At 73.1% G+C, this 13,649-nt stretch carries 15 protein-coding genes; 7 read left to right on the top strand and 8 right to left on the bottom strand.

What is annotated here, in order from left to right:
- Window positions 1-259 precede the first annotated feature (259 nt).
- Entirely contained in the window at window positions 260-880 is a 621-nt protein-coding gene (locus tag ACS5PV_RS22280; protein ID WP_455397528.1) for a cation transporter, read from the top strand.
- A 50-nt stretch (window positions 881-930) separates the two neighbouring features.
- Here ACS5PV_RS22280 and ACS5PV_RS22275 read toward each other — a convergent pair whose 3' ends face one another.
- Both ACS5PV_RS22275 and ACS5PV_RS22270 read right to left on the bottom strand, forming a co-directional pair.
- A complete protein-coding gene (locus ACS5PV_RS22275) occupies window positions 931-2,061 on the bottom strand; it encodes an FAD-dependent oxidoreductase (RefSeq protein ID WP_455397527.1) in 1,131 nt (376 codons plus the stop codon).
- A gap of 276 nt (window positions 2,062-2,337) precedes the next feature.
- Window positions 2,338-2,817 (bottom strand): RrF2 family transcriptional regulator, encoded by a 480-nt coding sequence (locus ACS5PV_RS22270; protein ID WP_455397526.1) that lies wholly within the window; start codon window positions 2,815-2,817, stop codon window positions 2,338-2,340.
- Window positions 2,818-3,212: 395 nt separating this feature from the next.
- Here ACS5PV_RS22270 and ACS5PV_RS22265 point away from each other — a divergent pair, with 395 nt between their 5' ends.
- The 5 genes from ACS5PV_RS22265 (at window position 3,213) to ACS5PV_RS22245 (ending at window position 8,740) form a co-directional block, all read left to right on the top strand.
- Window positions 3,213-3,449, top strand: coding sequence for a DUF6894 family protein (locus tag ACS5PV_RS22265; protein WP_455397525.1), 237 nt, complete (start codon window positions 3,213-3,215; stop codon window positions 3,447-3,449).
- Window positions 3,450-3,598: 149 nt separating this feature from the next.
- Window positions 3,599-5,461, top strand: coding sequence for a glycoside hydrolase family 15 protein (locus ACS5PV_RS22260; RefSeq protein WP_455397524.1), 1,863 nt, complete (start codon window positions 3,599-3,601; stop codon window positions 5,459-5,461).
- A 126-nt stretch (window positions 5,462-5,587) separates the two neighbouring features.
- Window positions 5,588-7,135, top strand: coding sequence for a methionine--tRNA ligase (gene metG, locus ACS5PV_RS22255; protein ID WP_455397523.1), 1,548 nt, complete (start codon window positions 5,588-5,590; stop codon window positions 7,133-7,135).
- On the top strand, window positions 7,132-7,917 hold the full coding sequence (locus ACS5PV_RS22250) for a TatD family hydrolase (protein WP_455397522.1): 786 nt from the start codon (window positions 7,132-7,134) through the stop codon (window positions 7,915-7,917). The genes metG and ACS5PV_RS22250 overlap by 4 nt, the downstream gene beginning before the upstream one ends.
- 13 nt (window positions 7,918-7,930) lie before the next feature.
- Window positions 7,931-8,740, top strand: a complete 810-nt coding sequence (locus tag ACS5PV_RS22245) for an MBL fold metallo-hydrolase (protein ID WP_455397521.1) — start codon at window positions 7,931-7,933, stop codon at window positions 8,738-8,740.
- Here the strand turns inward: ACS5PV_RS22245 and ACS5PV_RS22240 are convergent.
- The 6 genes from ACS5PV_RS22240 to ACS5PV_RS22215 all read right to left on the bottom strand — a co-directional run bounded on the left by ACS5PV_RS22240 (window position 8,707) and on the right by ACS5PV_RS22215 (window position 12,041).
- Window positions 8,707-9,087, bottom strand: a complete 381-nt coding sequence (locus tag ACS5PV_RS22240) for a cupin domain-containing protein (protein WP_455397520.1) — start codon at window positions 9,085-9,087, stop codon at window positions 8,707-8,709. The genes ACS5PV_RS22245 and ACS5PV_RS22240 overlap by 34 nt on opposite strands.
- Window positions 9,084-9,278, bottom strand: a complete 195-nt coding sequence (locus ACS5PV_RS22235) for a type II toxin-antitoxin system RelE/ParE family toxin (RefSeq protein WP_455397611.1) — start codon at window positions 9,276-9,278, stop codon at window positions 9,084-9,086. The genes ACS5PV_RS22240 and ACS5PV_RS22235 overlap by 4 nt, the downstream gene beginning before the upstream one ends.
- Before the next feature lie 273 nt (window positions 9,279-9,551).
- Window positions 9,552-9,809 (bottom strand): hypothetical protein, encoded by a 258-nt coding sequence (locus ACS5PV_RS22230; RefSeq protein ID WP_455397519.1) that lies wholly within the window; start codon window positions 9,807-9,809, stop codon window positions 9,552-9,554.
- Between the two features lie 143 nt (window positions 9,810-9,952).
- Window positions 9,953-10,210, bottom strand: coding sequence for a DUF433 domain-containing protein (locus tag ACS5PV_RS22225; protein WP_455397518.1), 258 nt, complete (start codon window positions 10,208-10,210; stop codon window positions 9,953-9,955).
- A gap of 214 nt (window positions 10,211-10,424) precedes the next feature.
- The gene (locus ACS5PV_RS22220; RefSeq protein ID WP_455397517.1) at window positions 10,425-11,552 is read right to left on the bottom strand and encodes a carboxylate-amine ligase; all 1,128 of its coding nucleotides are present in this window, start codon (window positions 11,550-11,552) and stop codon (window positions 10,425-10,427) included.
- 60 nt (window positions 11,553-11,612) lie between these two features.
- Window positions 11,613-12,041 carry an RNA polymerase sigma factor region1.1 domain-containing protein gene (locus ACS5PV_RS22215; RefSeq protein ID WP_455397516.1) on the bottom strand — a complete coding sequence of 143 codons (429 nt, stop codon included), beginning with the start codon at window positions 12,039-12,041 and terminating at the stop codon, window positions 11,613-11,615.
- A gap of 182 nt (window positions 12,042-12,223) precedes the next feature.
- On the opposite strand from ACS5PV_RS22215, the gene ACS5PV_RS22210 reads away from it, so the two are divergent.
- A complete protein-coding gene (locus tag ACS5PV_RS22210; protein ID WP_455397515.1) occupies window positions 12,224-13,621 on the top strand; it encodes a cytochrome P450 in 1,398 nt (465 codons plus the stop codon).
- Window positions 13,622-13,649: the final 28 nt, after the last annotated feature.

The following is a 13,649-nucleotide window of genomic DNA, read 5'->3' as shown; positions in this document are numbered from 1 at the left end:
GCGGGTGGCGCCAGTCGAGCCGGCGCCGGCCCGCGGCGCAACCTCTTCGATGGCATGGCAAGCCGCCGGCAGGGCATGGCAAGCCGCCGGCAGGGCATGGCAAGCCGCCGGCACGGCATGGCAAGCCGCCGGCACGGCATGGCAAGCCGCCGGCAGGGCCTGGCACGGATGCGGCGCGGCCGGGTTCTCCCGGAGAGACCCCTGGCCCGCGCCGCGTGATCGGGGCATAGAGCCCCGGCCTCCCGCCACGAGACCCGCCGTGACCGCCACCGACGCCGATTCCGCCCTGCGCACCACCGTGCGGCGCGTCGCCCTGCTCAATCTCGGCTATTTCGGGATCGAGGCGACGGTGGCGGTGGTGATCGGCTCCGTTGCGCTCCTCGCCGACAGCGTCGACTTCCTGGAGGATGCGGCGCTCAACCTCCTGATCGTCGCCGGCCTCGGCTGGCGGCCGGCGGCGCGGGCGCGGCTCGGCGCCGCGATGGCCGGCATCCTGCTGCTGCCGGGGCTCGCCGCCGCGTGGACCGCCTGGCAGAAGATCGGCGCCTTCGCGGCCCCGGCCCCGGTGCCGCTGACCCTGACGGGCCTCGGCGCGCTCGCCGTCAACCTCGCCTGCGCGCTGATGCTGGCCCGCCACCGCGAGGGGCGCGGCAGCCTAACCCGGGCGGCGTTCCTGTCGGCGCGCAACGACGCGATCGCCAACGTCGCCATCGTGGCGGCCGGGCTCGTCACCGCCGCCACGCTGTCCTCCCGGCCCAATCTCGCGCCCTGGCCCGACCTGGTGGTCGGCCTCGGCATCGCGGCGATGAACGCCGACGCCGCCCGGGAGATCTGGCAGGCCGCCGCCGCCGAGCGCCGGGCGGCGCGCGAGGCGGCCTGAGCTCGCCCGGCGCAATGCCGGAAGGATTGCCCGCAAGCCGTTGTGGACGCTCATGAAGGCGGGCGCGCGAACATCGCCACCACGCTGAGCGGCGCGTCGGCGCCGAAGAACTGCGCGAGGTTCTGCGCGGACATCGCGGCGATCGGGGTGCTCCGGGGGAACAGGTCGCGCTCGTACGCGGCGAGCGCCGTGCCGATGTCGTCGGGCGCGGCGATGATCGCGCCGGCGAGTTGCGCGCCGTCGTAGAGGGCGAGGTTCGCCCCCTCGCCCGCGAACGGCGACATCAGGTGCGCGGCGTCCCCGACGAGGGTCAGGCCGGGCGCGCGTTCCCAGCTGTGGCCGACCGGCAGCGCATGGATCGGACGAAGGACGGGGGCGGTGTCGCTGCTCGTGACGAGAGCGGTCAGATGCGGTGCCCATCCCTCGAATTCCGCCGCGATGCGGGCCAGGGCGGCCCCCGCGTCGCCGAGGTCGATGGCCCCGAACCAGGCCTCCGGCCTGCGCAGAGCAGTGTAGGTGTGAAGCCGTCCATCGGCGTGGCGGTGGGCCAGGATGCCCATGCCCGGCGCCACCGCCATCAGCGTCCCCCCGCCGATTGCGTCCACGCTCGCCCCGAGATGCGCGTGACTATCGCGGGCGGTCGTCTCGACGAACGAGAGGCCGGCATAGGCGGGCACCGCCCGAGAGAGCAGGGCGCGGACCTTCGACCACGCGCCGTCCGCCCCCACGAGCAGGTCGGTCGTCACCGTCGCGCCGTTCGCGAAGGCGACCGTGTGCCGCCCGTCCCCGCCTGGGCCGATCGCGACCGCCCGGTGGCCCCATCGGATCGTCCCGGCGGGGAGGGACGCGATCAACAGGCGCCGGAGATCGCCGCGATCGACCTCGGGCCGATGGCCCATGGGGCTGCCGGGCCGGTCGAGAAGGACGTGGCCGTGTCGATCGACGATGCGCTTGGCGTCCTCGCCGGGGCGCACGAGGCGGAGGAAGGCGTCATGGAGCCGGGCGGCTCTCAGGGCGATCTGACCGGTCCGTTCGTGGATGTCGAGCAGGCCGCCCTGGGCTCTCGCGTCGGCCGACGGCTCGGCCTCGTAGATCGCCGCCGCGATCCCGTGGACGTGCAGGGTGCGGGCCAGCAGGAGACCGCCGAGTCCCGCGCCGAGGATCGTGATCGCGTGTCGCATGGGTGCGCTCCTGCGGCCGCGTGCGAGCGGCACCCGTGGGTGCTTCGCGCTGCGGTTCCCGAGATCGTCGGGCTGCTGCGTTGGAGACGCTGGCCGACCCGCGCGACATGCGCGGACGACGTGTGCGCGACGGCCCGAGGCCGGGCGGTCGTTTTTCGCGACGCCGCCGAGGATAGCCTCGGGCTTGCGCGTGGGCAACCCGTCCGGCTTCCCCGGCGCGCCCGGATGACCGCGCGCCGCCCATCGGCCCTGCGCACGGCCGAGCGCGGTCCGGCCCTACGGACCCCGATCCGCCCCGTCGGCCTCGCGCCCGATCAGCTCCCGCAGGGCCGCGCCGGTCGGCCCGGCGAGCACGTCGGCGAGGGAGAAGCGGTCGAGCTCCTGCACGAAGCTGCGCTCGGCCGCATCGAGCGCGTGCTTCAGGAGGCAGCGCCCGGCGAGCGGGCAGGGGCCGCGCCCGCACTCGACGAGGCAGCCGAGCCCTTCGAGCTCCGCCACCACGGCGCCGAGCCGCACCTCCGCCGGCGGGCGGGCGAGCCGCACGCCGCCGGCGCGGCCCTGCCGCGCCTCGACGTAGCCGGCCTCGGTGAGCCCGCGCGCCACCTTCTGGAGGTGGTGCAGCGACACCCCGAAGGCGCGGGCGACGGCCGGCGTCGTCGTCCAGGTGCCGGCCTCCGCCGCCCCGAGATAGAGCAGCAGGCGCAGCGACAGGTCGGTGTAGAGCGAGAGCCGCAGGGCGCCGTCCTTCCTTCGCAACCCCGAGGCCGCGCCCGGTCCCGGCCGTCATGGTCGCCCGGCGGCCCGCGGGCCGCGCCGGTCTCGAGGCGCCAGCCTACACCCGTCGGGTCGCGTGAGAAAGTCGCGCGCGCGGTTGGATCGCCGCCGAGGGAAACCGGCCGGGGCGGTCCGTCCTCGAGATGCGGATTCCGAGTGCGGCATCCAAGGTGCGGCCCCCAAGTCGATGGCGGCATAATCTGGTAATTCTCGTACTTGTTTGAGACGAGAGGGAAATTCGCCTTCGATAAACATTTGCAAGGGCGGCGATTGCCGCTGCGTCCTACGACGTCGTCACCGCGGCCCCGATCGGCAGGGCCGGCCGGTGGGTTCTTGGAGGCTCGCTCCGGAGCCCTCTCACACCGTTGGGGCAACCCGTGCCGCACTATTTCTTCGACATCAACGACCACGACCTGTCGCACCGCGACGACGAGGGCAGCGAGTGGCCGAACCGCGACGCCGCGCGGGCGCACGCCATGCGGATCCTCTCCGACATCGCCCGCGACGAGGCCCGCCGCCAGGACCGTCTGCACCTGTTCGTCACCATCCGCGACCGGGATCGCCACGTCCTCGCCATCGCGTCCCTGGCCGTCGCCTGCACGTGGCTCGACTGAATCGGCCGGACTGAATCGGCCGGGCCGACCCGAACCGGCCGGGCGGCCCCGATCCTCCCGCATTGCGGCACAAACCGTCGCGCCCCGAAACCGGTCCTTCCGGCGACACGTTACCCCCGCGCTTTAACCTGTGTTGGCAGCGAGGCGACGTGACGGACCGGCCGATCGAGGACTACGCCATCATCGGCGATACCTGCACGACGGCGCTCGTCGCCCGCGACGGATCGATCGACTGGCTGTGCTGGCCCTGCCACGACAGCCCGGCGGCGTTCCTGCGCCTCCTCGACGTGGACAAGGGCGGGTTCTGCGACCTCGTCCTCGACGGCGTGCGGGAGACGCACCGCCGCTACCGGCCCGGCACCTGCATCCTGGAGACGACCTTCGTCACCGCGACCGGCCGGGTGACGCTCACCGACTTCATGCCGGTCCACCCCCTGGCCTCGGTGCCCGACGAGGGCCCGGACGGCGACCCCCGCGGCCGGATCGTGCGGCTCCTCGCCTGCGAGGCCGGCACGGTGACGGGGCGTTTCCGCGTGCGCCCGACCTTCGACTACGCCCGCGACGAGGCCGCCCTCGAGCCCGAGGCGCAGGGCACGGTCCTGTGCCGGCGGCTCGGCAAGCCGGAGGGCGTGCGGGTCGCAGCCACGCTGCCGCTCGCCATCTCCGGCGACCGGGTCGAGGCGGCCTTCGGCCTGGCGGCCGGGGAGGGCGCGTCCCTGGTCCTCGCCCACCGCGAGGACGACGACGGCGACGTCGCGAGCGCCGCGGCGAGCCTGGCGGCGACGCAAGCCTACTGGGAGGAATGGTCCGGCCGCTGCACCTACGAGGGCGCGCACCGCGACCACGTGCTGCGCAGCGCGCTCGTGCTGAAGCTCCTGACCCACGCGCCGTCGGGCGGGATCATCGCGGCCGCCACCACCAGCCTGCCGGAGGCGGTGCCGGGCACCCGCAACTTCGACTACCGCTACGTCTGGATGCGCGACGCGAGCTTCACCGTCACGGCCTTCGTCAATCTCGGCTACGTGCGCGAGGCGGCGGAGTTCCTGCGCTTCCTGCGCGACGCCGACAGGACGCGGGGCCGCGACCTGAAGCTCATGTACGGCATCAACGGTCGCGTGCCGGAGGAGGAGGTCCTGGAGCACCTGCGCGGCTGGCGCGGGGTCGGGCCGGTGCGGATCGGCAACGCGGCCTCTGGCCAGCACCAGTACGACATCTACGGCGAGTTCCTGGTGGCGCTCCACGCCTTTCTCGACGCCGTCGACTACGACCCGCCGGTGAAGGTCAACGACCACCTCCCCGAGGCGCTCGGCCACCTCACCGACCACGTCATCCGCTGCCGCCACGAGCCCGACCACGGCATCTGGGAACTGCGCGACGAGACGCGCCAGATCCTGCACACCAAGGGCATGCTCTGGGTCGCCCTCGACCGGGCGGTGCAGATCGCGCAAGAGGTGGACGTGGCGAGCCCGGACAAGGTCGCGCAGTGGCGCCGCGTCGCCGCCGAGATCCGGGCCGAGTACCACGAGAAGGGCTGGAACGAGCGGGTGGGGGCCTACACCCAATCCTATGGCTCCGACGACCTCGACGCCGCGGTCCTGCGCACGGTGCTGTTCGGCGCCTTCGACGCCCGCTCGCCCCGGGTCGCCGCGACCCTCGAGGCGGTGAGCGCCGGGCTCGGCGACGGCGACCTGATCTACCGCTACCGCAACGCCGACGGGTTCGAGCACCCGGAGGCGACCTTCGCGGCCTGCGCCTTCTGGCGCGTCGGCTGCCTGGCGCTCGCCGGGCGCACGGACGAGGCCGAGCCCCTGTTCGCGCGGCTCTTGACCCGCGGCAACGACCTCGGGCTGTTCGCCGAGGAGATCGACGCTGCCACGGGCGAGCAGCGCGGCAACGTCCCGCAGGGCTTCACCCACATGGCGATCATCAACCACGCGGTCCGGCTCGACCGGGCGGCCCGCCACCGGGAGGCGCGCACCGACGAGCCGTGCCAGTGGGCCGTGGGCGCCTGAAGCGGGGCACCGAAACGCCGCCGGAAGGGGTGTGCACCGCCGCCCGAATTTGCTCTAAGGCTCGGATGGGCGCCGCCTCGGGGCGCGCCCTCGCGATCCGAAGCCTTCTATCCGGGAACCCAAGTCGTGGCGGGCGAGCCGTACTTCATCACCACCGCCATCTCGTACCCCAACGGGGTGCCGCATATCGGCCACGCCTACGAGGTGATCGCCGCCGACGCCATCGCGCGCTTCAAGCGCCTCGACGGCTACGACGTGTTCTTCACCACCGGCACCGACGAGCACGGCCTCAAGATCCAGCAGACCGCCGCCAAGGCCGGGATCAGCCCGCGCGCCTTCGTCGACGACATGGCGCCGCGCTTCCGCGCCATGGCCGAGCGCCTGGACTGCTCGTTCGACCGCTTCATCCGCACCACCGACGCCGACCACGTCGCCTCCGCCCAGGCGCTGTGGCGCCGGATGGAGGAGAACGGCGACATCTACCTCGCCAAGTATGCCGGCTGGTACTCGGTCCGCGACGAGGCTTACTACGACGAATCCGAGCTCGTCACCGCGCCCGACGGCAGCCGCCGGGCGGAGAAGACCGGCACGCCGGTCGAGTGGGTCGAGGAGGAGAGCTACTTCTTCCGGCTCTCGGCCTACGGCGAGCGCCTGCTCGCCCATTACGAGGCCCATCCGGACTTCATCGGCCCCGACTCGCGCCGCAACGAGGTGGTGAGCTTCGTCCGCTCGGGCCTCCAGGACCTGTCGGTCAGCCGCACCACCTTCGACTGGGGCGTGCCGGTGCCGGGCGCGCCCGCCCACGTGATGTATGTCTGGGTCGACGCGCTGACGAACTACATCACGTCCTGCGGATTCCCCGACGAGGCCGATCCGCGCTGGCGCCACTGGCCGGCCGACCTCCACGTCATCGGTAAGGACATCATCCGCTTCCACGCGGTGTACTGGCCGGCCTTCCTGCTGTCGGCCGGGATCCCGGTCCCGAAGCGCGTCTTCGGCCACGGCTTCCTCCTCAACAAGGGGGAGAAGATGTCGAAGTCGGTCGGCAACGTCGTCGATCCGGTGGGGCTGGCCGACACCTACGGCGTCGATCCCTTGCGCTACTTCGTCCTGCGCGAGGTGCCGTTCGGCCAGGACGGCAGCTACTCGCACGAGGCGATCGTCAACCGGCTCAACGCCGACCTCGCCAACGACCTCGGCAACCTCGCCCAGCGCTCGCTGACCATGATTGCCCGCAATTGCGGCGGAGAGATACCGAAAGCCGGCGAGCCCTCCGCCGCCGACCGGGCGCTGCTGGCGATGGCCGACGCGCTGCCGGAGAAGGCGAGGGGGCTGATGCAGGACCTCGCCCTGCACGCGGTGCTCTCCGAGATCTGGACCGTGGTGGCGGAGGCCAACCGCTACTTCGCCGGCCAGGAGCCGTGGGCTCTGCGCAAGACCGACCCCGCCCGGATGGAGGCGGTTCTGTACACCACCGCCGAGGTGTTGCGGGCGGTCGGCATCCTGGTCCAGCCGTTCATCCCGGGCGCCGCCGCCCGGCTCCTCGACCTGCTCGCGGTGGCGCCGGACGCTCGCAGGCTCGCCGATGTCGGGCCGGACCACCGGCTCGTGCCCGGCACGGTCCTGCCGGCGCCGAGCCCGATCTTCCCGCGCTACGTGGAGCCCGAGGCGTGAGCCTGGTCGACAGTCACTGCCACCTCGACTCGCCCGGCCTCGCCGAGCGGCTGCCCGAGGTGCTGGCCCGCGCCAGGGCGGCGGGGATCGGCCGGATGGTGACGATCTCGACCCGGGTCGCCCGGTTCGAGACCTACCGGCGTTTAAGCGAGGCGCATCCCGAGATCCTGTTCACGGTCGGCACCCACCCGCACCAGGCCGGCGAGGAGCCGGACGTGCCGGCGGCCGAGATCGTCGCGCTCTCGCGCCACCCGCGCTGCATCGGCATCGGCGAGGCCGGGCTCGACTACCACTACGACTACGCCCCCCGGGATGTGCAGCAGCGGGTCTTCCGCACCCACATCGCGGCGGCGCGGGAGAGCGGGCTGCCGCTCGTCATCCACGCCCGCGAGGCGGACGAGGACGTCGCGGCGATCCTCACCGAGGAGATGGCGCAGGGCCCGTTCAAGGCGGTGCTGCACTGCTTCTCGTCGGGGCGGCGCCTCGCCGAGGTCGGGGTCGAGCTCGGCCTCTTCGTGTCGTTCTCCGGCATCGTCACGTTCCGCAACTCGGACGAGATCCGGTCGATCGCGGCAGGCGTCCCGCACGAGCGCCTGCTGGTCGAGACCGACGCGCCCTACCTCGCGCCGGTGCCGCACCGGGGCCGGCCGAACGAGCCGGCCTTCGTCGCCGACACCGCCCGGGTGCTGGCCGAGACCGTCGGCCTGACCCCCGAGGCGCTGGCCGCGCTCACCACCGACAACTTCTACCGCCTGTTCGACAAGGCCGCCGCGCAACGCTGAGGGCTCCCGACACATGCCGACCCTGACCCTTCGCATCCTGGGCTGCGGCTCCTCGGGCGGCGTGCCGCGGGTCGGCTACGGCTGGGGCGCCTGCGACCCGGCCGAGTCCCGCAACCGGCGCCGGCGCTGCTCGCTCCTGGTGCGGCGCCGGGAGGCCGAAGAGCAGGCGACCACCGTGCTCGTCGACACCTCGCCGGACCTGCGCGAGCAGCTCCTCGATGCCGAGGTGCAGCGCCTCGACGGGATCCTGTTCACCCATTCCCACGCCGACCACACCCACGGCATCGACGACGTGCGCGCCATGGTGATCCACATGCGCCGGCGCATCGCGGTCCATGCCGACGCCACGACCTCGGAGCTGCTGCGGGCCCGCTTCGGCTACTGCTTCACCTCGCGGCCGGGCAGCCTCTACCCGCCGATCCTCGACCTGCACGCGCTCGAGACTGGCGCGCCGGTGACCGTCGAGGGCCCCGGCGGGCCGGTGACGGCGACGGCCTTCCTGATGGAGCACGGGCCCGAGGAGAAGGCCCTGGGGTTCCGCTTCGCCGACGCCGCCTACGCGCCGGACGTAAGCACCATGCCGGACGCCGCCAAGGCGCAGTTGCGCAACCTCGACCTCCTGATCATCGATGCGTTGCGCGACTCGCCCCATCCGACCCACTTCTCGGTCTCGGACGCCCTGGGGCTGATCGAGGAGGTGCGCCCGCGCCGCGCCATCCTGACCAACCTCCACACCGACCTCGACTACGGCGAGCTCAGCCGGCGCCTGCCGCCCGGCGTGGTGCCGGCCTATGACGGGCTCACGGTCGAGGTCGACGGCTGATCGGCCGGCCGGAGGTGGACCGCGAGCCAGACCGTCGGCGCGTCGGGATCCGTCCACTCGACCCGGTGGCGCCGATGCGCCGGGATCATCAGATGGTCGCCGACGGCGAGCCGCCGCGGCGCCGGCTCGCCGTGCAGGTGCAGGCCGGCCGTCCCAGAGAGCACCACGACCCACTCGTCCCAGGGCTGGTCGTACCAGAAGCCCGGCGGGCTCGCCTGGCCGGTGGAGACGATCCGCTCGATGCGGGCCTGCGGGGCATCGGCCAGGACGTCGACCGTCTCGTCGGGCCGGGGCGTCGCGGGCAGGCCGGCGAAGAGGTTGGCGGTGGGTGGGAGAGGGCTCGTCACGGCACGTCCGGCATCGTCGCGGGGTCGCGGGCGCCGTGCCGGATGCCGACCACGACGACCTCGTGCCCGGTCAAGGTGTAGAAGATCGGATAAGGACGGGCCAAGGTCCGGCGCATGGGCCGGAGGCCGGTCGGCGTTCCGCTGCGGGGCTGATCGAGCGGACGGTCGGTCGCGGCCTGGATGCGGGCCAGGACTCGGCATCCGCCGCGGCTTTCTCGAGAAATTCGGTCATGCCGTCCTTATGCATCCGATTCGCACCGGCAAGAAGGGAGCCCCCAGGCGCCGCGACACGGCAAAGAGGCGCTGCGGCCTGCCGGAAAATCCATCCCGCACGGCCCCGATCCGGCCTCTCGTTCCATAAGATACCTTATGCGAATGGAATGTGAGGTGGGACAAGCGGCGTGCGTGCCCCAGGCCGGACGCGCGGCCTCCCCGTTCGGCCCGCCACCTCGTTCCTGCACGGCTCAGCGCATCTTGAATGGCGCGACGGCTGGCAGCTCGCGCGAAAAGGGTCTGCCATCGACGATCGCGTGGGCGAACCGCGGTCCGTCCAGGCCGATGACGGCGTGCTCGCCCGGCTTCGCTTGCACGATCGTGTCCGCGATGGTCTCGACACGCTCCAGGATCAGCCGTCGCTTGTTGTACGGCAGCGCAACGATCGCGATCGTTCGACCCCGCAAGCTCTGCTGGTGGCCCATATTCTTGTCGTTGGTCACGAGCACCGAGAAGCCGGCCTCTTCGATTGTCGTGAGCAGTGCGCCGTTGCCGAGAGCCGCCCAGTGGCGAGGAAAGCGGACGGCATCGATCCCATGATCGCGAAGAGCCTGGACGAGCTAGCGCGGAACACCCTCGTCGACGATGGTCCTCACGCCGCCCTCGGCCCTGCGACCGCCCGGGCGGCGAAGTCGAGCACAGCCAGGACGTCGTCCCGGTTCAAAGCCTCGTAGGTGTCCAGGATCTCGTCCAGCGACAGGCCGTCCGCCACGTTCTCGAACAGCACCTCGACCGGCACCCGCGTGCCGCGAAACACCCGGCGGCCCGCCAGGATGCCTGGATTCGAGACCACGATGTCGTCGAGGGATCGGCCGGTCGCCGGCCCCTCGGGCGGTCGGGTGACTGACATGGATGACGGCTCCTGCTGCCGGAGGCGAACGGTCGGGCCGCATGATAGGCCGCTTCCTGCGGTCGCGTCAGTGCCCTTCCACCCGTGCCGATCCGGCCTGCGCCACCGACGTCTCTCCACCCGCGAGCCCGTCGAGCGCCCGCATCGCCGCCCCCGATAAGTCCAGATCGGCCGCCGAGCGGAACGAGCGGCAGGGGGCAGTCCCCGTTCCTCCCTACGCCCGCCCCTCCGTCTCCCGCGCCAGCGCGTCGACCACCGCGGCGATGCCGGCCGCGTCCTCGCCGTCCTCGCCCCGCGCCGCGGCGTAGGCCGCCCGCTGGCGGTCGGCGCTGGTGCCGTCGCGGGCGATGCGGCGGGCCTCGTCGAGGGCCTGCGCGCAGCCGAGCGCCGCCGCGTCCTCGGCGACGAGGTCCAGCACCGCCTCCAGGGCCTCGCCGAACGGCACCGCGCGGCCCTCTCCCGCATCGACCAGGGCGGCGCGCACGCCGTCGCGCTGGGCCCGCCACAGGTTCTCGCGGATCACCGCCCGGGCGACCCCGTCGAGGCCGGCATTGAGGTCGGGCCGGCGCTCGGCGGCACGCACGAGGCAGCGGTAGAGGCCGGCGAGCGCCACCGCGTCCTCGACCCGGGTGCAGCTGTCGGCGATGCGCAGTTCGAGCGTCGGGTAGCGGATCGAGGGCCGCAGGTGCCACCACAGGAAGCTCGCGTCCCGGATCGCGCCGGCTGCCTGCATCACCGCGACGTAGCGCTCGAACTCGGCGCTGCTGGAGAACAGGTCGGGCAGGCCGGTGCGCGGCATCTCGCCGAACACGCTCAGCCGGTAGCCGCACAGGCCGGTGTCGCGCCCCTCCCAGAACGGCGAGGAGACCGAGAGCGCGAGCAGCACCGGCAGGAACGGCAGCAGCCGGTTCATCAGGTCGACCCGGTCGTCGGGGCGCGCCACCTCGACGTGGACGTGCATGCCGCTGACCAGGGTGCGCTGGCCGACCATCCGCACCTCGTCGAGGATGCCGTGGTAGCGCGCGCCGTCGGTCGGCGCCTGCGCGTCCCAGGCCGCGCCCGGATGGGTGCCGGCGGCAAAGACCAGGATCCCGTGCGCCCGCCCGATCTCGGCGAGCCCCCGGCGCAAGCCCGCGAGGCCGGCCTGGGCCTCCTCGAGGGCCGTCGCCGGCGGCGTCGCGATCTCGATCTGGCTTTGCAGCAACTCGCGCTCGGCCGCCGGCAGCAGCGCCTTGGCGGCGGCGTGGAAGCCCCGCACGCCGTCGCGGGGCGTGCCGCGGGTCGCGGCATCCGCCAGGAAGAACTCCTCCTCGATGCCGAAGCGGTAGGCGGGGCCGGTCATGGATGGGGGTTCTCCGAGAGGCGTCGGGATATAGCGCCCGGCCGCCCGCCGGCCACGGCGTCAGCCCCGCCCGGCCCAGAGCGCCAGCACGAGGAGGGCGAGGACGAGCGCGGCGATACCGGCCCATACCACCGCCCGGTGCGCGCCGCCCCGGGCGGGGTCCGGCGCCCCCGTCCGGGAGGCCGGGGCGGGAGCGGCCGTCGCGGCGGGCGGCGTCTCCGGGGCGGGCGGCGGCGCGGCCTCGACCCGCGGCTCCGGCAGCCGGACCGTGCCGGCGGGCGGCAGCGGCCGGCCGGACAGCAGCAGCGCCTCGTCCGGATCGACCGAGATCCCGGCCTCCTCCAGCTCGATCAGCACCATCGCGATGTCCTCGGCGCTCATCCGGTCGACCGGCAGGGCCCGGCGCAGGTCGTCGGGCGTCAGCCCGCCCTGGCTCCGGCCGAGGGCGACCAGGCGGTCGAGGGTGGCGCGGTCGAAGGCGGCCTGCATCTGGGAGGCTCCTGTCCGGCAAGGCTACGATCTGGCGAGGCTACGATCTGGCGAGGCTTTCGGTCCGAGATGTGCCAACGCGCACGGGCCGGCGGCGTTGCCGGTCACGCTCGCGCCCAGATGGGGGTGGACAACACACGGGCTCCCGGTGTCCGTCGGGACCACCCGAACCCAGGCGAGCCATGAACGCCCATTCGACCCATGTCCGTCCGGCGCCCGAGGAGCCGGGCCCGGTCCTCGCCCGGATCACGCCGCCGGCGCGGCCGCTCGGGCCGTGGCGCTTCCTGCGCACGGTGGTGCGCAACCCGCTCGAGGCCTGGCCCGAGACGATCTACCGCGAGCCGCACTACACCTCCGAGTTCCTCGGCAATTCCAGCCTGTTCGTGATGGCCCCGAACCTGATCCGGCGGGTGATGGTCGACGAGGCCGACGCGTTCGAGAAGTCGGAGGTGCTGCGCCGCGCGCTCTCGCCGGCGCTGGGCGACGCGATCCTGACCGCCGACGGGGCGCGCTGGCGCTGGCAGCGCCGGGCGGCGGCGCCGATCTTCCGGGCCGAGCGCATCCGCAGCTTCGTGCCGGCGATGATCGCGGCCGCCGAGCGCACCCGCGACGCGCTGGCAGTCGATCCCGGCGCCGAGATCGACATCGCCCAGACGATGATGCGCACCACCTTCGAGATCATCGTCGAGACGATGCTCTCGGGGTCCGGCCGGATCGACGCCGCCCGGGTCGAGCGCGGCATCACCGACTACCTCGAATCGACGAGCTGGGTCTTCGCCCTGACCCTGCTGCGGGCTCCCGCCTGGCTGCCGTTCCCGGGCCGGTCACGCGCCGAGCGGGCGAAGAGCTACCTGCGCGACGAGCTCCTGCGCCTTTCCGCGGAGGGCCGCCGCAGCGGCACCGAGGGCCGCAACGACCTGATGAGCCTGCTGCTCGCCGCCCGCGACCCGGAGACCGGCCAGGCGATGGACGACCGCGACGTCGCCGACAACCTGCTCACCTTCGTGACCGCCGGGCACGAGACCACGGCGCTCGCCCTCACCTGGGCGTTCTACCTGCTCGCCCACCACCCGGAGAGCGAGGCGCTGATCGCCGCCGAGGTCGAGGCCGCGACCGCGGGCGGGCCGCTGCGCCCCGAGCACGTCGACGCCCTGCCCCATACCCGCCAGGTGATCCTCGAGGCGATGCGGCTCTACCCCCCGGTGCCGGTGGTGGTGCGGGCCGCGATCCGCGACGTCGACCTCGACGGGATCGCGGTGAAGTCCGGCACGCCGATCACCATCCCGATCTACGCCGTGCACCGCCACGCCGCCCTGTGGGACGAGCCGGAGCGCTTCGACCCCGCGCGCTTTTCCCCCGAGGCCATGAAGGCCCGCGACCGCTACGCCTACCTGCCCTTCGCGGCCGGCCCCCGCATCTGCATCGGCATGGGCTTTGCCCTCTCCGAGGCGGTGGCGATCCTGGCGGTGCTGGTGCGCTCGCTCCGCTTCTCGCTGCGGCCCGGCTACCTGCCGGTGCTCAAGCAGCGCATCACCCTGCGGCCGGCGGAGGGGATGCCGATGCGGGTGAGCCTGCGCTGAGGTCCGCTCTGCTGCGCGTGCAAACGAC

The sequence above is a fragment of the Methylobacterium sp. Gmos1 genome, from assembly GCF_053764715.1.
Note: the sequence above shows the minus strand (reverse complement) of the source record. Positions and strands in the feature narration are given on the sequence as shown.